The sequence below is a fragment of the Neobacillus sp. GCM10023253 genome (assembly GCF_042653105.1).
GTDB lineage: Bacteria > Bacillota > Bacilli > Bacillales > Cytobacillaceae > Neobacillus > Neobacillus citreus.
Window position 1 is genome coordinate 89,935 of sequence record NZ_JBHSHV010000027.1, and the last position, 25,599, is coordinate 115,533.

At 45.3% G+C, this 25,599-nt stretch carries 22 protein-coding genes; 18 read left to right on the plus strand and 4 right to left on the minus strand.

The genetic code is table 11. From position 1 onward, the window contains the following. Positions 1–110 precede the first annotated feature (110 nt). From ACFPA1_RS23985 to ACFPA1_RS23995, 3 genes are all read left to right on the plus strand, one after another. Positions 111–1,016 (plus strand): LysR family transcriptional regulator, encoded by a 906-nt coding sequence (locus ACFPA1_RS23985; protein ID WP_213148103.1) that lies wholly within the window; start codon positions 111–113, stop codon positions 1,014–1,016. Positions 1,017–1,143: 127 nt separating this feature from the next. Continuing rightward, the gene (locus ACFPA1_RS23990) at positions 1,144–2,733 is read left to right on the plus strand and encodes a glutamate synthase-related protein (protein WP_378586419.1); all 1,590 of its coding nucleotides are present in this window, start codon (positions 1,144–1,146) and stop codon (positions 2,731–2,733) included. A 64-nt stretch (positions 2,734–2,797) separates the two neighbouring features. Beyond that, complete coding sequence (locus ACFPA1_RS23995; protein WP_378586422.1) at positions 2,798–3,760, plus strand: phosphotransferase; 963 nt, start codon at positions 2,798–2,800, stop codon at positions 3,758–3,760. Between the two features lie 19 nt (positions 3,761–3,779). On the opposite strand, the gene pepT is transcribed toward ACFPA1_RS23995, so the two are convergent. Together pepT and ACFPA1_RS24005 are read right to left on the minus strand one after the other, a co-directional pair. Further along, positions 3,780–5,012, minus strand: a complete 1,233-nt coding sequence (gene pepT / locus ACFPA1_RS24000) for a peptidase T (RefSeq protein WP_378586425.1) — start codon at positions 5,010–5,012, stop codon at positions 3,780–3,782. A 277-nt stretch (positions 5,013–5,289) separates the two neighbouring features. After that, on the minus strand, positions 5,290–6,285 hold the full coding sequence (locus ACFPA1_RS24005; RefSeq protein WP_378586428.1) for a nuclease-related domain-containing protein: 996 nt from the start codon (positions 6,283–6,285) through the stop codon (positions 5,290–5,292). A gap of 196 nt (positions 6,286–6,481) precedes the next feature. On the opposite strand from ACFPA1_RS24005, the gene ACFPA1_RS24010 reads away from it, so the two are divergent. Genes ACFPA1_RS24010 through ACFPA1_RS24025 form a run of 4 tightly spaced genes read left to right on the plus strand, consistent with a single transcriptional unit; the run spans position 6,482 to position 9,623 of the window. Beyond that, complete coding sequence (locus ACFPA1_RS24010; protein WP_378586431.1) at positions 6,482–7,105, plus strand: TetR/AcrR family transcriptional regulator; 624 nt, start codon at positions 6,482–6,484, stop codon at positions 7,103–7,105. Between the two features lie 15 nt (positions 7,106–7,120). Then, the gene (locus tag ACFPA1_RS24015) at positions 7,121–8,005 is read left to right on the plus strand and encodes an ABC transporter ATP-binding protein (RefSeq protein ID WP_213147892.1); all 885 of its coding nucleotides are present in this window, start codon (positions 7,121–7,123) and stop codon (positions 8,003–8,005) included. Positions 8,006–8,011: 6 nt separating this feature from the next. Continuing rightward, a complete protein-coding gene (locus ACFPA1_RS24020; protein WP_378586434.1) occupies positions 8,012–8,809 on the plus strand; it encodes an ABC transporter permease subunit in 798 nt (265 codons plus the stop codon). A 16-nt stretch (positions 8,810–8,825) separates the two neighbouring features. Continuing rightward, positions 8,826–9,623, plus strand: coding sequence for an ABC transporter permease subunit (locus tag ACFPA1_RS24025; protein WP_378586437.1), 798 nt, complete (start codon positions 8,826–8,828; stop codon positions 9,621–9,623). 34 nt (positions 9,624–9,657) lie between these two features. On the opposite strand, the gene ACFPA1_RS24030 is transcribed toward ACFPA1_RS24025, so the two are convergent. Then, positions 9,658–10,344, minus strand: coding sequence for a hypothetical protein (locus tag ACFPA1_RS24030; RefSeq protein ID WP_213147895.1), 687 nt, complete (start codon positions 10,342–10,344; stop codon positions 9,658–9,660). Positions 10,345–10,485: 141 nt separating this feature from the next. Here ACFPA1_RS24030 and ACFPA1_RS24035 point away from each other — a divergent pair, with 141 nt between their 5' ends. The 11 genes from ACFPA1_RS24035 to ACFPA1_RS24085 all read left to right on the plus strand — a co-directional run bounded on the left by ACFPA1_RS24035 (position 10,486) and on the right by ACFPA1_RS24085 (position 23,545). Continuing rightward, the gene (locus ACFPA1_RS24035; RefSeq protein ID WP_213147896.1) at positions 10,486–11,229 is read left to right on the plus strand and encodes a gluconate 2-dehydrogenase subunit 3 family protein; all 744 of its coding nucleotides are present in this window, start codon (positions 10,486–10,488) and stop codon (positions 11,227–11,229) included. A gap of 59 nt (positions 11,230–11,288) precedes the next feature. Next, positions 11,289–13,010, plus strand: a complete 1,722-nt coding sequence (locus ACFPA1_RS24040; RefSeq protein WP_378586441.1) for a GMC family oxidoreductase — start codon at positions 11,289–11,291, stop codon at positions 13,008–13,010. 96 nt (positions 13,011–13,106) lie between these two features. Continuing rightward, positions 13,107–13,451, plus strand: a complete 345-nt coding sequence (locus ACFPA1_RS24045) for an ASCH domain-containing protein (protein ID WP_378586444.1) — start codon at positions 13,107–13,109, stop codon at positions 13,449–13,451. 150 nt (positions 13,452–13,601) lie between these two features. Beyond that, the gene (locus ACFPA1_RS24050) at positions 13,602–15,344 is read left to right on the plus strand and encodes an ABC transporter ATP-binding protein (RefSeq protein ID WP_378586447.1); all 1,743 of its coding nucleotides are present in this window, start codon (positions 13,602–13,604) and stop codon (positions 15,342–15,344) included. Next, entirely contained in the window at positions 15,334–17,193 is a 1,860-nt protein-coding gene (locus ACFPA1_RS24055; protein WP_378586450.1) for an ABC transporter ATP-binding protein, read from the plus strand. Before ACFPA1_RS24050 ends, ACFPA1_RS24055 begins: the two co-directional genes overlap by 11 nt. 201 nt (positions 17,194–17,394) lie before the next feature. After that, on the plus strand, positions 17,395–18,606 hold the full coding sequence (locus ACFPA1_RS24060) for an MFS transporter (RefSeq protein ID WP_378586924.1): 1,212 nt from the start codon (positions 17,395–17,397) through the stop codon (positions 18,604–18,606). A 315-nt stretch (positions 18,607–18,921) separates the two neighbouring features. Continuing rightward, the gene (locus tag ACFPA1_RS24065; protein ID WP_378586452.1) at positions 18,922–20,106 is read left to right on the plus strand and encodes an ABC transporter substrate-binding protein; all 1,185 of its coding nucleotides are present in this window, start codon (positions 18,922–18,924) and stop codon (positions 20,104–20,106) included. Between the two features lie 105 nt (positions 20,107–20,211). Next, positions 20,212–21,093 (plus strand): branched-chain amino acid ABC transporter permease, encoded by an 882-nt coding sequence (locus tag ACFPA1_RS24070; RefSeq protein WP_213147902.1) that lies wholly within the window; start codon positions 20,212–20,214, stop codon positions 21,091–21,093. A 14-nt stretch (positions 21,094–21,107) separates the two neighbouring features. Continuing rightward, positions 21,108–22,082: a branched-chain amino acid ABC transporter permease gene (locus ACFPA1_RS24075; protein WP_213147903.1), complete on the plus strand. Its 975-nt coding sequence runs from the start codon at positions 21,108–21,110 to the stop codon at positions 22,080–22,082. Beyond that, the gene (locus ACFPA1_RS24080; protein ID WP_378586926.1) at positions 22,057–22,836 is read left to right on the plus strand and encodes an ABC transporter ATP-binding protein; all 780 of its coding nucleotides are present in this window, start codon (positions 22,057–22,059) and stop codon (positions 22,834–22,836) included. The genes ACFPA1_RS24075 and ACFPA1_RS24080 overlap by 26 nt, the downstream gene beginning before the upstream one ends. Position 22,837: 1 nt before the next feature. Beyond that, on the plus strand, positions 22,838–23,545 hold the full coding sequence (locus tag ACFPA1_RS24085; RefSeq protein WP_378586457.1) for an ABC transporter ATP-binding protein: 708 nt from the start codon (positions 22,838–22,840) through the stop codon (positions 23,543–23,545). A 29-nt stretch (positions 23,546–23,574) separates the two neighbouring features. On the opposite strand, the gene ACFPA1_RS24090 is transcribed toward ACFPA1_RS24085, so the two are convergent. Continuing rightward, positions 23,575–25,377: a TIGR04190 family B12-binding domain/radical SAM domain protein gene (locus tag ACFPA1_RS24090; RefSeq protein WP_378586460.1), complete on the minus strand. Its 1,803-nt coding sequence runs from the start codon at positions 25,375–25,377 to the stop codon at positions 23,575–23,577. Between the last annotated feature and the right edge of the window lie 222 nt (positions 25,378–25,599).

The following is a 25,599-nucleotide window of genomic DNA, read 5'->3' on the forward strand; positions in this document are numbered from 1 at the left end:
TTTTATTTTTTCACGTCAATTAATTTTATTATGTAAAATTAATCTAATCAATATTAATAATAGATATAATTAATACAGGAATGAGATTGATTGGAAGGGGCATGAAAAAAATGGAGCTCAGGCAGATCAAATATTTTATAGAAGTGGCTAAACGGGAGCATGTGACAGAGGCGGCGTATCGGCTCCACGTTGCGCAATCTGCAGTCAGCAGGCAGATTTCCAACCTGGAGGAGGAGCTCGGGGTCAGCTTATTTATCCGTGAAGGGCGAAATGTCAAACTGACGCCGATTGGTGAAATGTTTTTAAAGCATATGGAGCAGGCGGTCAAGCTAATTGACGATGCCACAAGTGAGGTAGAGGAATTCCTTGATCCTGAGAAAGGGACAATCCGTATTGGGTTTCCCAGCAGTCTAGCGGGGTATACGCTGCCAACAACGATTTCAGCCTTTAGAGAGCGGTATCCTAATGTAAAGTTTCATTTAAATCAGGGATCCTATGCCTATTTAATTGAAGGGGTAATAAAGGGAGAGTTTAATATGGCGCTAATGGGCCCGGTGCCAAAGAAGGAAAAGAAAATTACTGGGAAAACGCTTTTTACCGAAAACATTGTAGCCTTACTGCCCGAGTCCCACCCACTAGCTAGTAAACGAGTATTGAAGTTAAGCGACTTGCGGGATGAACCCTTTATCGTGTTTCCTCAGGGGTTTATTTTGCGTAAGATCATTGTGGATGCCTGCGCGCAACTTGGCTTTGAGCCCATGGTGGCCTTCGAGGGCGAGGATATTGATGCCATTAAGGGGTTGGTTTCTGCCGGACTGGGCATTACGCTGATTCCTGAAATCACGCTTATCGACAGCCTTCCCCGCTCAACGGTTAAGATTGCTGTCACAGAACCTAACGTCAGCCGCACGGTCGGCGTCATCATCCCGGCAGAACGTAGCCTTTTGCCTACTGAAAAACTGTTTTATGAGTTTTTGAGCGAGTTTTTTGGCATGCTGGACCGATTTCAAATTTAATTTGAAAAATTGACGCTAATAAGTTGTCCATGGATATTACCATAACCATCATACATATGTATTAGGTATGCGTTTGTTGCTTTTGGACTGTACATCTGCAAATGCCAAATAAATAAGGAGGCTTTTGATGGTGTTATGGACAATTTTGACTGTTCTATTGGTAGTCTTCATTGGCGGGCCGCTTTGCTTTTTCCTATGGCTACGTAATTTGGCGAAAAAGCCGCAGCACTCGATTATCCGGGCCTATCCCTATTTTGGTTGGATCCGCTATGCGATGGAAATGCTGGGTCCAAAGCTGAGGCAGTATTGGTTTGATGATGATAATGGTGCAAGGCCGTTTTCCCGTGCCGATTATTTAGGAATTGTTTTTTCGGCGAAATATCGGACTGACTTAATCAGCTTTGGCTCGAAGCGGGACTTTGAGCAGCCCGGCTACTATATTGCCAACGGCCTGTTTCCCCTTTTAAAGGAAGAATTAAGAGTCGACAACCAAGAAAAGGTAGAGGGGATGAAATACAAAATTGACCATGAAGGTTTATTTTTCCGCAAGGAGCACTTAGCGGAAGATCAGATTCCACGCTGGCTTTTTCATGAGGAGGAGGCTGTTGTGGTTGGCGGTGAGCGGAGGGAGCCATGGAAGCTCTACGGCCCATTTGGGGCATCGGCCACCTCCTATGGTTCCGTTGGTGAGAACTATATTCTTTCTACTGGGTATGGCTGTCAAATGGCTGGAGGCTCCTGGTTAAATACAGGCGAAGGCGGGATTGCTCCGGAACACTTGTCCGGCGGGGCTGATGTTGTGGCACAGATTGGACCTGGCTTGTTTGGCTTTCGCGATCATGAGGGTAATTTTTCAATCGAGGTATTTAGAAAAATTGCTTTGGAGCCGGCGATTAAAGCCTTTGAACTGAAGTTTGGCCAAGGGGCAAAAATTCAGGGCGGCCACCTTGAGGGCGCGAAGGTGACGGCTAAAGTTGCAAGCATTCGCAAGGTGAAAGAGGGCGAGACGATTATTTCCCCAAACCGCTTTTCGTTTTTGCGTAACGCCGAGGCAGCCTTGGAGTTTATTAAACGATTGCAGGATGAAGGTGGGAAACCGGTTGGCATAAAAATTGTTGTGGGGTATCAGTTGGTTTTGGATGAATTTTTTGGAGCGATGAAGAGGCTTCAGATTTATCCTGATTTTATTACGGTGGACGGCAGTGAGGGCGGATCGGGCGCAACGTACAAAGCGATGGCGGATACAATGGGGCTGCCGCTTTACCCGGCGCTGCTTGCTGTGGTTGACAAGGCCCATGAATACGGCATCCGCCATCGGTTTAAGATATTTGCTTCCGGAAAACTGATTGCGGCTGATAAAATAGCAATTGCCCTCGCGATCGGCGCCGATGCGGTGAACTCAGCACGCGGCTTTATGATGGCGAACGGCTGCATTATGGCACTGCAATGCCATACCGGCAAATGCCCCGCCGGCGTCACCACGACCGACCCTAAGCAGCAGGAGGCGCTCGTGCCTGAGGAGAAGAAATGGCGGGTCATGAACTATATTATCAGCATCCGGCAGGGGCTGTTTGCCCTCGCGGCGGCGTGCGGCCTAGACTCCCCTAGAAAATTTACCCGTGAGCATATTGTTTTTATGGGTGCGGATGGCCAGGTTAGGCGATTATCGGAGCTATTTCCCCTTCCGGAAGAAGGTCCCGCTGTCGCGGATAAATAACTTGCCAAATTATGGGATTGACATTATATTCATAGTGAAAACCTACTAAAAAGGTTGTGGGGCTATGGCGCTGCCAAACGATATCGTCCATAAGGATGGGAGTTTAAATGCCAGTTTGATAGTAAAAAAGGAACGCCTTTATCAGGGCATGAACGGCAGGTTCGTTGAGCGGTTTTATTTGTCTCCTAAGGAAAGCTACATTTTTAAACCGCTGACGAATAACGCCCAGATGGGTAAAGAGACCTGGATTCATGAGCATGTACTCAGCAGGTTCCCAGCCATTTATCCAAAAATTTTGGCTTACTCCAAGCATGATAACCCTGATTTAAGCTGGATGATTCTCGAGGACCTCGGCCCGCTTTCGCATGAGTTTACGGAGGAAACACTCCTTGCTGTGGCCAAGTGGATGGCCTGGTGGCACTCCCTTCCGTTGAAGTCGTTTGCGGATGTTCCGTTGACCGGGTTGAAGCCTCGGATTGAGGCGGTGGTGGAGGATGTCTGCGAGAATAAGGATGCCCTCCTTGGGATGCTTCCGCGATTGGGGCTCACTGGAAAACAGGCTCTGCATGTGTTTAAACAGCTTGATAGTTTCCTATTTTCAAAGCTTCAGGTATTATCACACGGGGATTTGCATTTGGGGAATTACACTGTCGTGAAGGGGAAATTGATCATTCTGGACTGGGAGCACGCCCATTTGAATACGCCCTACTGGGATTTGTATCATTTGCTGGATATGTCACATCCGATTTTTCCCAAAAAGGTAACTAAGGGGTTTCGGGAGCAGGTGCTTGGGTTTTATCTTGATGCTGTTGGGCTGGAACTGGAAAGTGCCGCGTTTATTCGGGAATACTATTTATTTTCTGCCGTGTATTCAATGTGGATGATTCTGTTGATTCAAAAAGATTTGTTGGCTGACGCTGGCAAGTGGTCGAAGGAGCAGCTGAAGAGGCAATTGGAGGAGACGGTTTCGAGTTTAAGGCAGTGCGCGGAGGCGCTTGATGATTTATATACAAAAAAGCTAACCTAAGGCGGTTAGCTTTCTTTTTTTAAGCTTTTTTTTCAAAAAGCTTAATGACTTCAATGATGGTTTCGGTTGCTTTCACCATGTTTTGCACGGAAATGAATTCGTATTTGCCGTGGAAGTTTTCGCCGCCGGTAAAGATATTTGGCGTCGGCAGACCCATGAATGATAGCTGGGAACCGTCTGTACCGCCGCGAATTGGCTTAATAAGCGGCTTGATGTCCAAGCTCTCCATCGCTTCCTGGGCAATATCGACGATTTGCTTGACCGGTTCGATTTTTTCGCGCATGTTATAGTATTGGTCTTTCATCTCAAGCTGGACGGTGTCACTGCCGTATTTTTCGTTTAGCTGCTGGACAATACTATCCATCGTCGCTTTTCTTTTATTAAAAATTTCTCTGTCATGGTCGCGGATAATGTAGTTGAGCTTAGTTTGCTCGACATCGCCGTTAAAGGACAGCAAGTGGAAGAAGCCTTCGTACCCTTCTGTGTACTCCGGTGCCTCCTGCGTCGGCAGCTGGCTATGTAATTCCATCGCGATTTTCATCGAATTGACCATTTTGTCTTTAGCGGAACCAGGATGAATATTGTTACCTTTTATCGTGATTTTTGCACCCGCGGCATTGAAGCTCTCGTACTCAAGCTCGCCTAGCGGACCGCCGTCAACAGTGTAGGCATACTTCGCATTGAAGACCGCAACGTCAAACTTATGAGGCCCCCTGCCAATTTCCTCATCCGGGGTGAACGCAACGCGGACCTTACCGTGCTTAATATCTGGGTTTTGAATTAGATGCGCCATCGCTGTCATGATTTCGGTGACGCCAGCTTTGTTGTCGGCCCCAAGCAGCGTGGTGCCGTCGGTTGTGATGAGTGTATGGCCTTTATAGTCCTTTAGGCTCGGGAAGTCGTTTGGTGACATAATGACGTTCAAGGCCTCGTTAAGGACGATTTCCCCGCCTTGATAGCTTTCAAGAATTTGCGGATTGACGTTTTTGCCAGTAAAATCAGTCGCTGTGTCAACGTGGGCAAGGAAACCGATGGTTGGCACTTCTTTATCGGTATTGGACGGCAGCGTCGCCATCACATAGCCGTTCTCGTCGATGGTCACCTCTTGCATGCCGATTTGGTTGAGTTCTTCAACCAGCATGCGCAGCAGCGTCCACTGCCCTTCCGTTGATGGACAAGTCTCACTGCTTTCGTTGGATTGCGTATCCACTTTCACATAGGAAGTAAATCGTTGAATCAATTCCTCTTTCAAGTTAGCACACTCCCTTTTTATATATTTTCATGATTATCATATCACTTTATGGGAGCGGATACACGTATTTGAAGGGGGCGGCTGCTGGTCGGTTTTGGTTTACTGTCGTATAGAGCTCTGGTACTGTCGGATGAGCCTCCGTAACTGTCGTATAACCGGACATTACTGTCGCGGCCGGATTTTACTGTTGGATGAGACCTGTTTACTGTCGTATAGGTACTAATTACTGTCGGATAAATCCCAGTAACTGTCGTATAGCCGAACTATACTGTCGTCCCTATCTATGTCTGTTTGGAATATAGATTCCCCCTGTGTTTTGATGAAAACAGCTGCTACTCAGATCCATAAAATATGACCTATTTCGAAATGTACCCTCGCTTTGCAAATTCATACTTTGCAAAATCCGTTTCGCGACCTGGATATCCACCCCCAAAAACTCCCGGCACTCCCGGTTCGTAATGGTCCTTTTCACCACCAAAAACCACTCCAATAATGTCCTTTCATGGGCCAAATGGTCTGTTGCACCACAAAAAGGGCAAATCCATGTGCGAGGTGCCTTCACCATACCGAACCTGCCGCATACACCACACCGGACGCCATTTTTAAAATCACCCCGCGAGATTTTGTAGGACTCTGAAATCGGTTTTGGAATAAAAGGCTGGTGGCTCTTGAGGAGCTCTAAAGAAAGCCAATGGAAGGTTTCTGGGTCCAACTTAAAGTCTGGCTGTGGGATATTTCGAATGAATGAGGGTATCAAGTTGGGGAATAAAAGCCGCGTTTTCGCTGGGGGAACTGCAACAATCTGCTTCGGATAGGCTAGAACAACGGAACCGTAAATAGGAATGCGGATATTGTGCTTCCGTAACCAATCACTCAATAATTCGTAATTGCGTTCCAATTGGACTACTGGACTTTCGAAGCCGTCCTTGTGTCCATCATCACGGGTTCGGATTAATTGTGGTGGATTATCCTTAAATTCGAGGCCCCCAGCGATGTTTTTGACCTCAAGAATATTGCCAAACCAGGGAGTCAGTCCAAAGGAGTCGATTTGAAATTTTTCATCTGAGTAAGGCCGTAAATCGTGGTAAGCGTGGTGCGGAAAGGAAAATGAAGTTTTTCGAAAAATCTCTGCCACCCGCTCCTCCCCGGCAATACCGGCCTCAACGGAAGCCTGCTTTCCGGATAATACAGGAATCATTGGGTGATTAGGTGGCAGCCTGTTTTGGGCGGCAATCAAACCTTCTAACGTTAATGATCGATCTCTGTCTTTCATGAGCACCTCCATTAAAATTTTGTCGTACATCCGCATCGTACCACACACCAAATCCCCATACTATCGTCATCAATATAAGTTCATTTTTTTGTAAAAAATATAGGATTGACCACTATTGACCAAAATGGTCAACAGGAATAAAATGTAATTGACCAATGCGGTCAATGTCTAAAATCAAAGGAGTGGGAGCACCTAAATGTTTTCGAAATTCCTCAACCTAGATAAAGAAAAACAAGACCGAATTATCAATGCAGCTATTAAGGAATTTGCCCAGAAAGGCTACGATAAAGCATCGACCAATGAAATCGTAAAGGAAGCGGGAATCTCGAAGGGACTTTTGTTTCATTATTTTCAGAACAAAAAGCAACTGTACCTATTTCTGTTTGAATATTGCTATGAGCTCATTGCGGATGAATTTTATAAAAAAGTTGGCCTTGCTGATACGGACTTTTTCTCGAGAATGAGACAGGCGATCATGATTAAAATGGATCTGCTGACGCAATATCCAGACCTTTTTAACTTTATGCAGGAGGCCTTAATGGAGGACTCGGCAGAAATTAAAGTGGAAATGGAAAAAAAGAAAAAGGAACTACTCGATTTGAATTTTGGAAAAATTTACGAGGGTATTGATTTTTCCAAATTTCGGGATGATGTCGACATTCAAAAAATCTTAAAAATTATTACCTGGACCTTTGAAAAAATGAGCGATGAAGAGCTTTACAAGGCTAAGATGCTGCCGGACCACAAAATTGATTATCAAAAAGTCAGCCGAGAAGCGGAAGAGTATTTCGAGGTTTTAATTAAATGCTTCTACAAATAGAGGGAGGCCTCAACTATGAATGTAATAGAAATTAAAAACCTAACCAAGACTTACGGCAAAGCACGGGGAATCACCGACATCAGCTTTAACGTGGAGGAAGGTGAGATTTTCGGCTTCATCGGACCGAATGGGGCCGGGAAATCGACAACGATTCGCACGCTGCTGTCGCTCATATATCCGACAAGCGGCAACGCGACGATTTTTGGAAAGGACTGCATCAAATTTGCCCCAGAAATCAAAAAGGAAATCGGCTATCTTCCGTCGGAAGTGTTCTATTACGATAATATGAAGGTAAAGGACCTTTTGAAGTATTCGGCCAGTTTTTACAAAAAGGACTGCAGCAAGCGGATCAAGGAATTAGCGGAGATCATGGACCTCAACCTCAATAAAAAAATCGATGATCTTTCCTTGGGAAATAAAAAGAAAGTGGGCATTGTCCAGGGGCTGCTTCATGAGCCGAAGCTCATCATTCTTGATGAACCAACAAGCGGCCTCGACCCGTTGATGCAGCAGAAGTTCTTTGAACTTCTTGAGGAAGAGAATAAGAAAGGAGCTACTATCCTCTTTTCGTCGCACATTCTCAGCGAGGTTCAGAGATTATGTAACCGCGTCGCCATCATTAAAGAGGGCAAGATTGTTACAGTTGAAAAGATTAGTACATTAAAAGAAAACAATTATAAAAAGTTTAAAGTGGAAACAAAGGTGCCGCTTGATCAAAACTATTTTAATATAAACGGAGTTAACAACTTGGCAACTAAGGGTAACGTGACGAGTTTTCTATTTAGAGGCGATATCAATGCGGTCCTAAGGAAAATCGCTGAAATTGAAATAACCAACCTCTGGATTGAAGAGCCAGACCTTGAAGAAATTTTCCTTCATTATTACGAAAAGGAGGCCTAATAAATTATGAATATCTTTTTTCATGAATTAAAGGCCTACCGGAAGTCGACGATCATCTGGACGATTTCGCTAATTGCCGTATTTGCGCTGTTTATGTCCATGTTTCCGGCCTTCTCAAAGGATGCTGATGAATTCAAAAAGCTGCTGGAAGGCTATCCGGAAGCTTTAAGGAAAGCAATCGGCCTCAACTTGGGCAATTTATTTACGATTCTAGGATTCTATTGTTATGCGTTGACGTTTATCGTCCTGTGCGGGGCGATTCAGGCCATGAATCTGGGGACTTCGATTGTCAGCAAGGAGGTCCGGGAAAAAACGGCGGATTTTCTTTTGACCAAACCAGTTACCCGAAACCAGGTGTTAACCGCCAAGTTGCTGGCAGCCTTCACTTCACTCGTCATCACGAATGTTGTATATATTGCAGCTGCAACGGTAATCACCACCCAGGTGAAAACAGATGATTTTAGCATGAAACAATTCATATTGCTTTCACTGACGCTGATTTTCATTCAACTGATGTTTCTGGCTATCGGCATCATTGTTTCGGTAATCTCATACAAAATAAAGTCCGTGCTGCCCGTGTCGCTTGGGACAGTCTTTGCGTTCTATTTTATCGGCGCAATCAGCGCCACAACGGATGATGAAGCGAAGCGCTACTTTTCACCGTTCAAGTATTTTAATAATGATTATATTTTAAAACATTCAAGCTATGAAGCATCATTTATGATTGTGGGTGCGGTGATTATTTTGCTTGCAGTTGCGGCGAGTTATTTCGTTTATACAAAAAAAGATATCCATGCTGTGTAGGAGGGGGCTCGGGCAAATGAATATCTATGTAAGAGAACTGAAGTCCCATCGGAAATCGCTTATCATTTGGTGCATTGGCGTCTTTCTGATGGTGGTTTCCGGGATGCAAAAATACGCTGGGTTATCATCTTCAGGCCAATCGCTGAATGACCTGTTTCAAGATATGCCGAAGTCCCTTCAGGTGGTGATGGGTGTTGGTGAGCTTGACATGAATAAGGTCAGCGGCTACTACGGGATGCTGTTTATCTATCTATTATTGATGGCAACCATTCATGCGGCCATGCTCGGGGCAACCATCATTTCCAAGGAGGAGCGGGATAAGACGTCGGAATTCCTGTTTGTCAAACCGGTTTCACGGACAAAGATCATTATCGCCAAGCTGCTCGCGGCCTTTACGAATATCTTAATCTTTAACCTAGTTACCTGGGGATCGTCAATTGTCATCGTAGGGAAATACGCTGATGGAGAGTCGGTGAATGGTGATATTGCCATCACCATGATGGGAATGTTCATCCTGCAGCTTTTGTTTATGGCCATTGGCAGTGCCATCTCCGCTTTAAAAAGAAAACCAAAAAAAGCGGCCTCGCTGGCGGCCGGAATCCTGCTTCTTACATTTGTATTATCAGTAGTCGTTGATTTAAATGAAAGCATTGAGTTCCTGAAATACGTGACGCCGTTTAAATACTTTGAGGCAAAAAATATGATGTATGGGGGTGGATTGGACACCGGCTTTGTTCTATTATCCATTGTTTTGTTCGCAGCACTAACGGCTGTTACCTTTGTCTTTTATAAAAAGAAAGATTTGAATATATAAAATAAAGGACCTGGCACCAGGTCCTTTTCTGAATTTATTTTTCGTTTGCCATTTTAACTAATGTGATAATATCGCTTGATAGCTTGCTATAGGATGGTGATGGTGCTTTGATATTGGCTTTGATGCCATCAATAAGCGGCAGGGCATTTGGATTGGTAATGGAAAGAACCTGAACTTGTCCATTAAAGGCTTTGTTCATTAAATCCTTAGCCTTGGCAAGGTTATCGTCAGTATTTAGTTTATTGACATCGACACCGTCAAGGGTCCCTTTTCCGGATAAACCGGAAGTGTTTTTTAATACCTTATTTTGCATTTCATCATAGCTGGTGGAGGTTGTCGCTGGTTCCGCCCTTGCCAATATCACCGTGTCATCAAGGACAAACACCTTGATACCAGTAATCCCCTGCCCCGCAAGCCTGGATTCTAAATGGGATGAGATACCGCCGTCATGCAGGCTTGAGCTTCCAATTAAACTGTAAACATTTTCCCCAAGGCCCGCTGTTTGATTGTTTGTACCTGTCGTGTGTTTCTTCGATCTGTCGACGCTTGGAATCACGTCAACATTATTTTGGCCATGAACATGGCCATTTCCTTTTTCATTTAAAGATTGTTGATGAAGATCTTCTGCATTTCCTTTCAATTCCTGCTGGGCTGAGCATGCGCCAAGAATTAAAAGCACAGCAATCATCGGCACATACCACATGTTACTAATTTTTTTCATTTTATTTCCTCCTTTTTACCCAATAAAATTCCCTTATTTTTTGTGAGTATGCACGGATTATTTTGGGAACATTATCAAGCAATAGCGGCGGACTGCCGTATTTTTCAAATAATGTTGTCTATTTCCTTGGAGGTGTGTTCCATGGCTGAAGAAAACAAAGAAAAGCAAGAAACATTATCGAGAAGAAGATTTCTCCGCAATACCGGTTTTACCGTAGGGGGACTCGCTGTTGGCGGGATCTTGGGAAGTTTGGTCCCAAGGGGAAAGGATGATAACAAAAACAATCCGCCGGCGCCTCAAGACCAAGATTTCAATCAAGCACTGATGTACTTTACTCCGGAACAATTCAGGATTACCGAAGCTGCCACCGAACGAATATTTCCTGAAGATGATAACGGACCGGGGGCAAAGGCATTGGGCGTTGCCTATTTTATTGATCACCAGTTAGCAGGTGATTGGGGCTTCAATGCCAGGGACTATATGCAGGCACCCTTTTTTCCTGGTGAAAAAGTTCAGGGCTATCAGGGGCGCTTAAAACGAAGAGATATTTTTGATATAGGACTGCGTGAGCTGCAAAATTACAGTAACACAGTAGGTAAGAAAAATTTCGAAGAACTATCGGGTGATGAGCAGGACAAAATTTTGAAAGATTTTGAAGAGGATAAGGTGAATTTAACGACCATATCTCCTAGCGGCTTTTTCCAGCTGCTGAGAAGTGCAACCTTAGAGGGAGTTTACAGCGATCCATTATATGGAGGAAATAAAAATATGGGTGGCTGGAAAATGCGAAACTACCCTGGCAGCCAAATGGCCTATGCCGAGATTATTGAGAAGGACTTTCAGAAGATTAAACCGCAAAGCCTGCAAAGCCATATGAAGCATTAAACGAAAGGGCTCAAGTACCGGTATTAATAGATTTTATTTTTAAAAAAGAAGGTGGAAAAATGGCGAGAAAATTACCGAAAGCTGACGTCGTTCTGGTGGGAGTTGGCTGGACTGGCGGAATTATTGCCTCTGAACTGACGAAAAAGGGCCTGAAGGTGGTCGGCTTGGAACGAGGCAAGGAAAGAAAGACCGAAGATTATTTCATGGTTCATGATGAACTTAGATACGCACTTCGCTATGATCTATTCCAGGATCTTTCCAAAGAAACGATTACCTTCAGAGGTAACGAAAGAATCCGCGCTCTGCCGATGAGGCAGTATGGTTCATTTCTGCTCGGGGACGGTTTAGGCGGCGCTGGTGTTCACTGGAACGGACAGACCTACCGGTTCCTCCCTTATGATTTTGAAATTCGCAGCAAAACGATTGAAAAATATGGGCAAAACAAAATCCCTGCGGAAATGTCTATCCAGGATTGGGGGATTACCTATGACCAGCTGGAGCCTTACTACGACAAATTTGAGAAAACCTGCGGGATTTCCGGTGAGGAGAACCCGCATCCTGGTGCCGGAAAGCGGTCGGATAAATTCCCAACCCCGCCGATGAAGAAATCACCGGCTATTAAAATGTTTGAGACAGCCGCAAAGAACTTGAAGCTGCACCCTTATATGATGCCGTCAGCTAACTTATCGGAATCGTATAAAAACCCGGACGGCATCTCAAGGGCTGCATGTCAGTACTGCGGCTACTGTGAGCGGTTTGGCTGCGAATACGGGGCAAAAGCAGACCCAGTCGTCACGGTTATTCCAGTTGCCAAGAAAACGGGGAATTTTGAGATTCGGACTCATTCCCATGTCAGAAGGATTTTACATACGGGGGGAAAGGCGACCGGGGTTTTATATGTCGATACAACAACAGGTGAGGAAATTGAACAGCCAGCCGATATTGTGGTGCTGACAAGCTATGTGTTTAGTAATGTTCGCTTGCTGCTAATGTCGGGGCTTGGCAGACCGTATGATCCGACTACAGGAACTGGTGTGATAGGGAAAAATTATGCTTATCAAGTGATGAAAGGAAATGCCGTCGGCTTTTTCAATAATAAGGAATTCAGTACCTTTGCCGGTGCCGGGTCACTCGGAATGGTCCTTGATGATTACAACGGTGACAATTTTGATCATTCAAACCTGGGCTTTATCCATGGGGGCAGCATATCACTCACCCAAACAGGGCTAAGGCCGATTCAAAATAATCCTGTTCCGAAGGGCACGCCAGCTTGGGGCAAAGAGTTCAAACAACAGTCGCTCAAATATGCCAACCGTTTTCTTTCCGTTGGCGGTCAAGGCTCATCCATGCCGTTTAAGCATCACTATCTCGATTTAGACCCTACTTATAAGGATGCATTTGGCGATCCGTTAATCCGGATTACCTTTGATTTCGAGGATCAGGACCGGAAGTTGGCTGTCTTCCTAGCTGAGAAATCCGCCCAAATCTTGAAGGAAATGGGCGCAAACCATGTTGATTCATTGAAGGAGTTAGGCCCGTACGATATTACAACCTACCAATCCACTCATAATACAGGCGGTGTCATTATGGGGGCCGACCCGTCCACATCTGCCGTCAATAATTATTTGCAAATGTGGGATGTGGACAATTTATTTGTGGTGGGTGCGGCTAACTTTGCCCACAATTCCGGGTATAACCCGACTGGAACCGTCGGCGCCCTCGCTTACCGTTGCGCAGAAGGCATCGACAAATACCGGCAAACCGGCGGGCAGGTAGTCTAATTCACGGCCTCCTCTTTGCTTTTTTCAGTTCGTTTTTATTACAATAGCAATAGTGTTAAAATAAATAACTGAATTGGAAAAAGGAGGATATTAAAAATGACTCAACATGAAAACAATACATTACCACCGAAAACTTGTTCCGTTGACCGATTGGTAACAATGGAGGAAGACGTTAAAAAGGTACTTGCCGGTGAAAAGACAGCAACCCGCCGCAATGGCCGCTATGCTGACCCAGGCGAAATTATGACCTTGGAAGGCCATCAGTTTGTGGTGGATAACGTCTACTCACAAAGTCTGGGCGAACTAACAGATGAGGATGCCCGCCGTGAAGGTTTTAACAATGTGGAAGAATACAAACAATCAATTCTTTCCATTCATCCTGGAATGCCGTGGCTTCCGCAAATGCGCGTCTGGGTTCATGAATTCAGCCCGGTAAAATAAAATCAATGAAAAGGGCCTGTCCCCCGCTGCTTTAATGCGATACGCGAAAGCAATGCGGGGGCAGGCCCCTTTGCTTGTCTATTTTAAGAGCCCGAATTTATAATAGGTTTATTACATTTGTCTGGCAGTTTAGGAGCAGGGGGAGACCTCATGAAGCATTTTGCAAAGTACATAAAAAAGTATTGGAAGTCCTTTTGTATTGCGGTTCTATTCCTCACCTTTGAGGCAATTTGCGATTTGCTGCAGCCGACCGTGATGGCGAAAATTATTGACGAGGGTGTTGCCAACAGAGACATCGATTATGTCCTAAAAATGGGCGGACTGATGCTCCTGATTACCGCTATTGGGGCCGTGGCCGCTTCCACCAGAAGCATCATGGCCAGCATCGTTTCGCAAAATTTCGGAACAGAGCTGCGATCTGACCTGTTTATCAAAATTCAATCTCTTTCATTTAGAAACCTGAACAACTTCGACCGCGCGTCCCTCATCACAAGGCTTACAAATGATGTGACCCAGGTCCAAGTGTTTGTAAACGGTACGATGCGGATTTTCGTAAAAGCTCCGCTGCTGGCGATTGGCGGTCTGGTCATGGCCACGCGCCTTAACCTTCACCTCGCGGTCGTCCTTGCGGTGGTGGTGCCGATTGTGGCATTGTTTATCATCATCAACTTAAAGCTTGGCTTTCCTCTGTTTTCCAAGGTTCAGAATGCCATGGACCGGGTGAATGGTGTGCTTCGTGAATATTTATCCGGTGTCCGGGTTGTCAAAGCTTTTAACCGTTTTGAAGTAGAAACAGCTAAATTCTCAAAAGCTAACGAGCATTTCCAGAAGCAATCGATTGCCGCCAACCGACTGATGGCTGTTTTCAGCCCGGCGATTATGCTGACAGTTAACATCGGGATTGTCGTTGTCCTCTGGATGGGCGGCCTTGGGGTTGAGTCGGGAAAGATACAGGTTGGCCATATTATTGCTTTTATCAACTACATGACGCAGATCTTATTTTCCCTCATGATGATTTCCATGGTGTTTACCATGTTTGTCAGGGCGAAGGCCTCAGCAGGAAGAATTGGTGAAGTATTCTCTGAGGAAGTCAACATTACGTGGGAAAACAATCAAATGACATCCCAATCCGGTGAAAAAGGAAGAATTGATTTTGAAAATATCTCCTTTTCCTATGATGAGGCTGCCGGCGAGCCGGTCCTTAAAGACATTTCGCTTACCATTCTTCCCGGGGAAACTGTCGGCATCATCGGCTCTACCGGTTCTGGGAAAACGACGCTCGTCAGCCTGATTCCCCGCTTTTATGACGCATCAAGCGGGTCGATAAAGGTAAATGGCGCGAACATTAAGGACATAGACCCAAAAAATCTAAGGGAGAAAATTGCTTTTGTTCCACAAAAAAATATTTTGTTTACCGGGACAATCGCCGAGAATATTCGCTGGGGAAAGGAAAATGCCTCTCAGCAGGAAATTGAAACAGCGGCAGCCGTAGCCAGTGCAACGGAATTTATCGAGGCCTCACCAGAAGGCTATGACACAAAAATCGGCCAGGGCGGTGTCAATTTTTCCGGCGGGCAGAAGCAGCGGCTTTCTATTGCCAGGGCATTGGTGAAGCAGCCGGAAATCCTCATTTTGGATGACAGCACAAGCGCGGTCGACGCCGCCACTGAAGCCAAAATGAAAACCGCCTTAAAAAAATTCGCCAGCGGACTGACCTGTTTATTGATTGCCCAACGGATATCCTCGATAATCGATGCAGATAAAATCATTGTCCTTGACCAGGGGGAAGTGGCGGGTATTGGCACCCATCAAGATCTGATCAAGGATTGTCAGGTATATCAAGAAATCTATCGCTCACAAATGGGCAGGGAGGGTCTGCAAAATGGGAAATAACACGAATCAACCGCAAAGAACCCCCCCTCCTGGTCCACCGCCACTTAGGCCTGGCGGAGGTGCCCACCACCGCGGTCCGGTGGTTAAGCCAAAAAACTTTAAAGGTACCTTAAAACGTCTTTGGGACTATTTTGGCCGCGAAAAGGGAATGCTTTCCCTCATTTTCTTGTTCATCACAGTTGATGCAGCTTTAATGCTGCTTAACCCTTTTCTCATCGGTAAAGCCATCGATGCCATGACCCTAAAGTCTGGGATGGTGGATTTCAGTTTTCTTGAGGTCATGATTGTCGTTCTTATCAGCGCCTATGTCGGCGATGCCGTCCTCACCTTCTTGCAGGGCTGGCTGATGGCTGGGGTAGCCCAACGGATAGTCAAAGGATTACGAGCATCCCTTTTTCAAAAACTGCAAAAGCTCCCTGTTGCCTTCTTTGATTCTCGGACACATGGGGAACTGATGAGCAGGCTCTCAAATGATGTTGATAATATCAGCAATACGATATCCCAATCGACGACACAGTTAATGTCCGGTGTCATTATCATCGCCGGCTCGCTGATCATGATGTTAATACTGAGCCCGATTCTCACGCTGGCGAGCCTGATTACCGTGCCGCTTGTCTTTTTGCTAACAAAAACGATTGCCAAAAGAACGGGCGTCTTGTTTAAAAACCAGCAGGTTCAGCTGGGGAAATTAAATGGACATATTGAGGAATCGATTTCCGGCATTGAGGTTGTTAAAGCGTTTAATCACGAGGAAAAAGTCATTGAGGAATTTGAAAAGGTTAATGCCAAGCTTCGCGAGGTCGGCCTCAAAGCGCAGATTTGGTCCGGTTTCTTAATGCCGATTATGAACGTCATCAATAACCTTGGATTTGCGGTCGTCGCTATTGTCGGCGGCATCTTGGCTGTCAAAGGGCATATCACGGTTGGAGCAATCGCCAGCTTCATCACCTATTCAAGACAGTTTGTCCGGCCGCTCAATGATCTAGCCAATATTTTTAACATTCTTCAATCAGGTGTCGCCGGAGCAGAGCGGGTCTTTGAAGTCATTGATGAAGAGGAGGAACCTGCCGATTCCCTTAGCGCTGTGCCGCTTAAGAATCCGAAAGGCCATGTTGTATTTGAAAATGTCAGCTTTGGGTACCGCCATGATGTGCCGATTTTAAAAAACGTCAGCTTTGAGGCGGCGGCTGGAAGCAGCACAGCTCTGATTGGTCCGACCGGTGCTGGAAAAACGACCATTGTTAATCTTTTGACAAGATTTTATGATGTGACAGGGGGCCGGATCCTTCTGGATGGCCGCGATATTCGCGACTACACAAGGGACAGCCTGCGGCGCAGTTTTGGCTTTGTGCTCCAAGATACCTATCTTTTTTCGGGGACAATCAAAGAAAATATCATGTACGGAAATCCGGCCGCGACGCAGGAAGAAGTGGAAACGGCGGCACGGATGGCAGGTGCCGAGGGCTTTATCAAACGTCTGCCCAAGCAATATGACACCCTCCTATCGGAAAACGGCGGTAACCTCAGTCAGGGAGAACGCCAGCTGCTGGCCATTGCCAGGGTTATTTTGGCACGACCGTCGCTGCTGATTTTGGATGAAGCGACGAGCAGCATTGATACAAGAACGGAACTGCACATTCAGCGGGCATTGTTATCTTTAATGGAAAATCGCACTAGTTTTATTATCGCTCACCGCCTCAACACCATTCGTGATGCCGACACTATCATGGTCATTGACCACGGGGAAATCGTAGAAACAGGCAGCCATGAGGAACTGATGGCGAAAAAAGAGAAATATTTTTCCTTGTTTTCAAATCAATTTAAAAATGCGGAAGCCAATGAAGCGTAGCTTGAGAAAATTTCAAACTGAGATTTTCTCTTTTTTTGCTGACTGGTGTAAAGACATCTGTTAGAATTATGTCAGGACAGGGACTTAAACAGTTCTTTCTTAAAAAGAAACGTATTGGGGAATAATATCAGAAACTCTGAAAATAGAGGGGGGCTTATGATGGCTAACACAAATAGTGTTTCTGGCAGTGATTTTATTAAGATGAAATCAGGAAAGAAACAGGAATTATCAAACACGAAACTGCTCGGTATTGCCGGGATGGGCTGGATGTTTGATGCCATGGATGTAGGGATGCTTTCCTTCATCATTGCGGCATTGGCGGCAGAATGGAGTTTAACTCCCGGGCAAATGGGCTGGATTGGCAGCATCAACTCGATTGGAATGGCGGTTGGCGCACTTATTTTCGGCTTAATGGCTGACCGAATCGGGCGGAAAAATGTTTTTATCATTACCTTATTATTATTTTCGATAGGGAGCGGTGCATCGGCATTTGCGGGCTCCTTGACTGTCTTTTTAATTTTCCGGTTCTTAGTTGGAATGGGCTTAGGAGGAGAGCTGCCGGTGGCTTCAACGCTTGTCTCCGAAAGTGTCCCGGCTGAAAAACGCGGCCGGATCGTTGTTCTATTGGAAAGCTTTTGGGCAGGCGGTTGGCTGATTGCAGCGGTCATTTCCTATTTCGTTATCCCATCGATTGGCTGGCAGGCCGCTTTGCTAATCAGTGCGATTCCTGCCCTATATGCCTTATATTTGCGGATAGGGCTTCCTGACTCACCACGCTTTGCAGCAGTTAAAACGAAGGAAAAGAGCTCCGTCCTCCATAACCTCACGCAGCTTTGGTCAAAAGAGTATAGCAGACAGACAGCGATGCTTTGGATTGTTTGGTTCTGTGTAGTGTTCTCTTATTACGGCATGTTCCTATGGCTGCCGAGTGTCATGGTGATGAAGGGCTTCAGTTTGATTAAAAGCTTCGAGTATGTGTTAATTATGACGCTAGCTCAATTGCCTGGTTATTTTACAGCGGCGTGGTGCATTGAAAGGTTTGGCCGGAAATTTGTCTTGGTTGTCTATTTAACCGGAACGGCTGCCAGTGCTTATTTCTTTGGAACTGCAGACTCTACGGCACTGTTAATGACAGCGGGAATTCTATTATCATTTTTCAACCTTGGCGCTTGGGGCGGGCTCTACGCCTATACCCCGGAGCAGTATCCAACGGTAATCCGCGGTACGGGTGCCGGAATGGCTGCTGCCATCGGCCGTATCGGTGGTGTCCTCGGCCCATTATTGGTTGGCTACTTAGTGGCTCAAAAATATGCTGTCTCGACCATTTTTACAATCTTTTGTATATCCGTTTTAATTGGTGCTTTGGCAGTGTTTCTTTTGGGAAAAGAAACGAAAAAACAAGAATTGGTATAATGATTTATTGGAGGACCCTTTTTCAAGGGTCCTCTATTTATGGGAAATCGAGGAAGTTATCCATATTTAGACAAAATAATTTAAAAATAGTTTGCTTTTTAAAGTAAAAACAAATACTGTTCTGCTTTAGCGGAATAACGCATAAAAACGCCCAGAAATCAGCCTTTTTTATTATTTTCAAAATTATTTTAAAATAGTGGATACAGGTACTAGACGAACCCCTAATTATTATGTACAATGTTTTCAGAATATTATATGTTTTGGGAAGAATTGCGCAACGGTTTAGGAAACTTTTAAAAAACAGGGGGTAATTTCGTGAGAAAAAGAAAATTAGCAGGTGTGTTTGCTTCATTTATGCTAGCTGCAGGTGTAATGGCCGGCTGTGGATCATCCACATCCACTAGTTCTGGCGGCGGGGATGAAAAGGGCGGCGAAATCAAAATCGGTGCCAACCTTGAGCTTTCCGGCGGGGTAGCATCCTATGGCCAGTCCATTAAGGAAGGTATTGACCTGGCGCTTGAGGAAATCAATAAAGAGGGAATTGACGGCAAGAAATTGAAGCTGGTTGTCGTTGATAATAAGTCTGAAGCACCTGAAGCGATTAACGGCGCGACAAAGCTGATCAGCCAAGATAAGGTTTCAGCCATTATCGGGGCAGCAACAAGCGGAAACACAAAAGCACAGATTGAAATTGCGCAAAGCAACAATGTTCCAATCATTACGCCGACTGGTACGGCTGCTGACGTAACGGTTAAAGACGGCAAATTAAATGATTTTGTCTTCCGTACCTGCTTCATTGACCCATTCCAGGGTACTGTCGCAGCAAACTTTGCAGCGAAAGAATTAAAGGTTAAAACTGCTGCTGTATTCATTGACAGCTCAAGTGACTATTCTAAAGGCTTGGCAGCATCTTTTAAAGAAAAGTTTGAAAAAGAAGGCGGCAAGGTTGTCACTCAAGAAGCATATGTGGCGAAGGATACAGACTTCCATGCCCAATTAACGAATATTAAAGGGAAAAACCCAGAGTTCATCTTTGTCCCTGGCTATTATGAAGAGGTTGGTTTAATTGTCAAGCAGGCTCGTGAAGTAGGTCTTGACGCTCCAATGATGGGTGCTGACGGCTGGGATTCTCCTAAACTAGTAGAACTTGCCGGCAAGGATGCTTTGAATAACACCTTTATTACAAACCACTATTCTTCTGGTGACTCTGACCAAAAGGTTCAAGAGTTTGTAAAAGCCTTTAAAGCAAAATACAAGGACAAATCTCCAGATGCTTTCAATGCTTTAGGTTATGATTCTGCTTATTTCCTTGCTGATGCCATCAAACGTGCTGGCGGCGGCGATTCTAAGAAAATTCAAAAGGCTCTTGCAGAAACAAGTGGCCTTGAACTAGTAACAGGACAAATGAAGCTTGATAAAGACCACAACCCAATCAAATCAGCTGTTATCTTAGAGTACAAAGACGGCGAACAAACATTCAAAACGAAGGTTAATCCGTAGTTAATTTTATAATAGTCAAAATGAATAGGGAGCATGTTCATGTTCCCTATTCCAATTTATAAGGATTAGGAAAAATTTCCTATTCCCACTGGAAGGAGTTGCGACATGGAACAACTAATACAGCAGCTAGTCAACGGCATTTCATTGGGAAGTATTTATGCATTGATTGCCCTTGGGTACACAATGGTATATGGCATCGTCAAGTTAATCAACTTCGCACATGGGGACGTCTTCATGGTCGGAGCTTTTATCGGCTTTTATTCTATTACTGTTCTCCATTTAGGATTTTTCCCGGCATTATTGATTTCAATGGTGGCCTGCGCAATTTTCGGCGTATTGATTGAGCGGATTGCCTACAAGCCGCTTCGGAATGCAACAAGGATTGCGGCATTGATTACCGCTATCGGAGTTTCGCTTTTCATCGAATATGGCACCATCTATATCCGCGGCGCCCAGCCGGAAGCCTATCCAGGCAATATCGTTCCATTGAAAAGCCTGGAGGTCTTCGGTGTTAAGATTAGCGGTCAGTCCATTCTAATTTTGGCCGTTTCCCTTTGTTTAATGATTATTCTTCAATTTATTGTTCATAAGACTAAGATTGGTAAGGCGATGCGTGCTGTTTCCCACGACCAGGATGCGGCCAAATTGATGGGAATTAACGTCAATAACACCATCTCTGCCACCTTTGCAATCGGATCTGCCCTTGCCGGTGCAGCCGGAGTGGTATTTGGAATGTACTATACAAAAATTGAGCCATTGATGGGAATCATTCCAGGTCTGAAGGCTTTCGTTGCTGCTGTTCTAGGAGGAATTGGAATTATCCCTGGGGCAATGGCCGGAGGATTATTATTGGGTGTCATTGAAGCCCTTGTCAGCGCGGCCGGAGGCTCGCTATTCCGAGACGCTGTTGCCTTTGTCGTGTTAATTCTAATCCTAATTTTCCGCCCTGCTGGTCTTTTTGGCAAAAACGTCAGGGAAAAGGTCTAGGGGGTGCTTGGTAGATGAAAAAGTTAAATAACGCAAAAGGCTTTTGGGGTTCCATTGTTTTAGCGGTTATTTTTGCCGTTGTCGTCCAATTCCTGATCAATGGCGGTACGTTAAACCCCTTTTATGTAAATGCTCTATTTTCAATCGGCATTAATATCATCCTTGCCGCTTCGCTTCATCTGATCATCGGCATTACCGGGCAGTTTTCGATTGGCCATTCCGGTTTCCTTGCCGTGGGGGCATATGTTTCAGCAATTATCACAATGAAATTGGGATTGCCCTTCCCGGTCGCGATTCTGGCTGCCGGTGCGGCCGCTGCTGTTGCCGGTTTAGTGATCGGGGTTCCTACCCTAAGGCTACGAGGCGACTATCTAGCCATCGCCACTCTAGGTTTTGCGGAAATCATGCGAATTGTCTTCTTGAATATTGATTATGTTGGCGGCGCTTCCGGGATGACGGTCTCCCACCTGATTACCTGGCCATGGCTGATTGCCTGTGTCGTCATCACCATTGTCGTCATTGTCAACTTTACGAATTCTACCCACGGCCGCGCCTGCATTTCGATTCGCGAAAACGAAATCGCTGCCGATGCGATGGGGATTAATACGACTTATTATAAAGTAATGGCGTTTATCATTGGTGCCTTTTTTGCCGGCGTGGCAGGTGCCTTGCATGCCCATAACTTTTACATTATCCAGCCGACCAACTTTGGCTTCTTAAAATCCTTTGATATTTTGATCTTTGTTGTGCTGGGCGGACTTGGCAGTATGTCCGGTTCCGTGCTTGCAGCGATTTTATTAACGATCATTTCAACATTCCTAGCCAATTATCCAGAAGTTCGGATGGTTATCTACAGCCTTGTACTAATTGCAATGATGCTGTTCCGTCCGCAAGGATTGATGGGAACAAAGGAAATTACGTCTTTCTTCAAGCTGGGAAAATCCGCGCAAGGAGGGTCTCATGATGCGAACAAAAACACAGTTGCTTAAAGTAGAGAACGCAGGCATCCGATTTGGCGGTTTAAAGGCTGTATCCGGGGTCAACCTAGAGCTTTTGCAGGGAGAACTCGTCGGACTGATCGGGCCAAATGGTGCCGGCAAGACGACCTTCTTCAACCTGTTAACAGGTGTTTATGTTCCAACCGAGGGATCAATTTCTTTGGCCGGTGAAAAATTAAACGGGCATGCGCCTTATAAGATTACCAAAAAAGGAATCAGCCGTACCTTCCAAAACATCCGCTTGTTTGGGGAATTATCGGTACTCGATAATGTTAAGGTTGCCTATCATTCGCATGCGAAGCATTCCATTCTCAGTTCAATCTTCCGCCTTCCTTCTCATTTTTCCGGTGAAAGGGAAATGGAAGAAAAGGCAATTGAGTTTTTAAAAATCTTTAAGCTTGATAATGTCCAGCATGAAATGGCGAAGAACCTGCCATACGGGCAGCAGCGCCGCTTGGAAATTGCCCGGGCATTAGCAGCAAATCCTAAGCTGTTGCTTTTGGACGAGCCGGCAGCAGGGATGAATCCGCAGGAAACTGATGAACTGATGAACCTGATTGCGTTAATCCGCGAAAAATTCTCGTTAACCATTCTTTTAATCGAGCACGATATGAATCTTGTCATGGGTGTTTGTGAAAGAATCTATGTTCTGGACCATGGACAGCTAATTGCCGATGGTACACCGGAAGAAATCCGTAACAATCCAAAAGTCATCGAAGCGTACCTTGGCGAGGAGGTCTCTTAGTATGCTTAAAGTCAACGATATTAATGTCTATTACGGAAATATCCATGCATTAAAAGGAGTATCCCTCGATATTAACCAGGGTGAAATTGTGACGCTGATTGGTGCGAATGGTGCCGGTAAAAGTACGCTATTAAAGACCCTTTCCGGGCTTTTGAGGCCGAAGAATGGCGAGATTGTGTTTGAAGGCGAACATGTTGCCGGAAAGGTGCCGCAATTGATTGTGAAGCGCGGGATCTCCCAGGTTCCAGAGGGCCGCCGAGTATTTGCCAATATGTCAGTTGAGGAAAATTTGGAGCTTGGCGCCTATTTGCGTAAGGATAGGAAGGGTATTCAGGAGGATTTTGAAAAAATCTATCAGCTCTTTCCGCGCCTGCTGGAGCGCAAAAAGCAGCTGTCTGGTACACTTTCAGGCGGTGAGCAGCAGATGCTCGCAATGGGCCGGGCGCTGATGGCACGACCTAGGCTGCTTTTATTGGACGAGCCTTCCATGGGTCTTGCACCGCTGCTGGTCAAAACAATCTTCCAGATTATTGAGGAAATCAATAAAACGGGAACAACGATCCTGCTGGTTGAACAGAATGCGAACATGGCGTTATCCATCGCTGACCGCGCCTACGTCATTGAAACAGGAAAAATAGTCGCCTCTGGTTTAGCTGAAGAACTCAGTGCCAGTGACCAAATTAGAAAAGCCTACCTCGGTGGGCATTAAAAAAGGTATCGGAGTGAACTCCGGTACCTTTAAATTTTTTGCTGGTCGGAATCAAGTGTAAATTGAAAACGATGTTTCGGCTGGAATGAGTGCTTGATTTTGCTTTTGTATTCGACATACAATTGCTCGAGCCCCACTAACGCAAGCGAGAAGAAATTAGCATAATTCTTCTGGACCTCCCACTTTAGCTCGTTCTTGCCGCAAATGCTGTAATAGTTTAGTTCCTCAATTTCTTTGGCAAGCTTAGCCAGCTCTTTAGTTTGTTTTTCTGTCGGAAGGGCTAGAATTTGGTCGATTTTTTCAATATAGGCCCTCGACTTTTCAATTTTCCCTTTAATATCCTGGAAGCCGGCTAAATCAATTAGCTGGTATTTTAATTTGAATTCGTTCAGCCGTTGTGCGGCCTCATAGGTGGCCCCAACGATTGTCTCACGCGTCATATCCTTCGTTTCGTAGCTGAGCATATGCTTCCAGGACGGCTGGGTGATGGCCTTGCGATGGTCTTCGAGTGTCTGGCACAATTTTTTATAGCCATGGATTTCCGGGTGCTCAAACGCCGGGCTCGCCGGATCCAAAAATGGAGCGAGCGGGGCAACGAAGTAAAAGATTCTTGGGTCCTTCCCGCAGGCCAGGTGGATGGTTTCACAAAATTCAATGTTTTCGACAGCACTTTCATACGTCTGCCCAGGGATTCCAACCATAAAGAACAGGTCAAATTTTTTACAGCCATTTTTGAGAGCGAACTGCAGTGTTTCGATCACCTTTTCATTTGAGCAGCTGAATTTCCCGTTATATTTCCTGATTTTTTCGTCATGGGTTTCAAGGGTAATTTCAATGCTGTAATGAGGCACGCTTTCATTCATCAGCCGGAAAAATTCTTCATCCGCATATTGAAATAACTCAAAGACGATTTCGTTTTTCAGCTTCAATTTTTTCAAACGGCAAAAAAATTCCTCAACATATTCTTGTCCACCCTGTCTTAGATCATGGAGGATAAAAATCGGCGCCCGGCTGAACCGGGAAATAAATTGAATATCCTCGACGAGCTTTTTCGGTGACCGCAATGCTAGCGTATGACGGTTGCAGTTTTGCCCATAAGCCTCTCTTGATCCGCCGCAAATCAAACAGTTCTGTGTGCAGCCGCGTGCGGTCAGCAGTGCGGTGTTCGGGTATTGAAGCCAGCCGTTGTATGGCAGCGGATCGAGGAAATTTCGGTATTTGAAAACGGAACGAATGGTGTAGCGGTAACCGGGAACATCAATATCATCGAGATCCTTTGGCACGTACGTTAACGGATTATAGCCAGTCTCGGTGCCCTTTTTCCACGTTAAATTAGGGATATCTGCAAAATGCGTATTTCCAGTCTCCAGCTTATTCATCAACAGCAGCATCAGCTTTTCTGTCGAGTCCCCGCGCATCACGAAATCAATAAATGGATATTGGATTAGCTCCTTGTGATAATACGTGGCCGACAATCCGCCAAAAATAATCGGGGTGTCCGGATGAAGCTGCTTGACAATTTTCGCTAGCTCAATACTGCCGTGGGCATGTGGCAGCCAGTGCAGATCAATGCCAAACGCACTTGCCCTGATCGATTTTAATTTTTTTTCGACATCAAAGTTTGGGTTCATGAGCATTCGGTTGGCGATATTGATGATTTTGACGCGAAGTCCATAACGCTCCAAATAGTCGGCGATGCTGGTCAGGCCGATGGGGTACATTTCAAAAACGGGCGAGGATGGAACAACATCACTGATCGGTCCGGCAAGCAAAGGATTTTTTCGGAAATCGTAAACACTTGGAGCATGCAGCAGTACTAAATCGTATTTCATGGGAAACACCTCTTTGATTTGTAGTGTAATAACTCCTTTTGGGGTATATATATAAATGTTTTTTCAAGAAAGGATTTGTGAGGGAATTCACAAGGTTTTTTAATGTTATGATCTCTGTTTACTTTAGTTTACTATAATAGTTGTTGGCTAGAGTGACAATCAGGTGACAAATTTTGGTTAACTTTGTGCCGAATAAATTTAATACAAAGGTAGTAGGCAAGA

Coding starts and splice junctions, on each gene's coding strand:
- ACFPA1_RS24020 (WP_378586434.1), top strand. CDS start 8,012: ATGAATATCTTTTTTCATGAATTAAAGGCCTACCGGAAGTCGACGATC.
- ACFPA1_RS24080 (WP_378586926.1), top strand. CDS start 22,057: ATGCGAACAAAAACACAGTTGCTTAAAGTAGAGAACGCAGGCATCCGA.
- ACFPA1_RS24030 (WP_213147895.1), bottom strand. CDS start 10,344: ATGAAAAAAATTAGTAACATGTGGTATGTGCCGATGATTGCTGTGCTT.
- ACFPA1_RS24060 (WP_378586924.1), top strand. CDS start 17,395: ATGAAATCAGGAAAGAAACAGGAATTATCAAACACGAAACTGCTCGGT.
- ACFPA1_RS23995 (WP_378586422.1), top strand. CDS start 2,798: ATGGCGCTGCCAAACGATATCGTCCATAAGGATGGGAGTTTAAATGCC.
- ACFPA1_RS24035 (WP_213147896.1), top strand. CDS start 10,486: ATGGCTGAAGAAAACAAAGAAAAGCAAGAAACATTATCGAGAAGAAGA.
- ACFPA1_RS24015 (WP_213147892.1), top strand. CDS start 7,121: ATGAATGTAATAGAAATTAAAAACCTAACCAAGACTTACGGCAAAGCA.
- ACFPA1_RS24025 (WP_378586437.1), top strand. CDS start 8,826: ATGAATATCTATGTAAGAGAACTGAAGTCCCATCGGAAATCGCTTATC.
- ACFPA1_RS24005 (WP_378586428.1), bottom strand. CDS start 6,285: ATGAAAGACAGAGATCGATCATTAACGTTAGAAGGTTTGATTGCCGCC.
- ACFPA1_RS24070 (WP_213147902.1), top strand. CDS start 20,212: ATGGAACAACTAATACAGCAGCTAGTCAACGGCATTTCATTGGGAAGT.
- ACFPA1_RS24045 (WP_378586444.1), top strand. CDS start 13,107: ATGACTCAACATGAAAACAATACATTACCACCGAAAACTTGTTCCGTT.
- ACFPA1_RS24050 (WP_378586447.1), top strand. CDS start 13,602: ATGAAGCATTTTGCAAAGTACATAAAAAAGTATTGGAAGTCCTTTTGT.
- ACFPA1_RS24055 (WP_378586450.1), top strand. CDS start 15,334: ATGGGAAATAACACGAATCAACCGCAAAGAACCCCCCCTCCTGGTCCA.
- ACFPA1_RS24075 (WP_213147903.1), top strand. CDS start 21,108: ATGAAAAAGTTAAATAACGCAAAAGGCTTTTGGGGTTCCATTGTTTTA.
- ACFPA1_RS24010 (WP_378586431.1), top strand. CDS start 6,482: ATGTTTTCGAAATTCCTCAACCTAGATAAAGAAAAACAAGACCGAATT.
- ACFPA1_RS24040 (WP_378586441.1), top strand. CDS start 11,289: ATGGCGAGAAAATTACCGAAAGCTGACGTCGTTCTGGTGGGAGTTGGC.
- ACFPA1_RS24085 (WP_378586457.1), top strand. CDS start 22,838: ATGCTTAAAGTCAACGATATTAATGTCTATTACGGAAATATCCATGCA.
- ACFPA1_RS23990 (WP_378586419.1), top strand. CDS start 1,144: ATGGTGTTATGGACAATTTTGACTGTTCTATTGGTAGTCTTCATTGGC.
- ACFPA1_RS24090 (WP_378586460.1), bottom strand. CDS start 25,377: ATGAAATACGATTTAGTACTGCTGCATGCTCCAAGTGTTTACGATTTC.
- ACFPA1_RS23985 (WP_213148103.1), top strand. CDS start 111: ATGGAGCTCAGGCAGATCAAATATTTTATAGAAGTGGCTAAACGGGAG.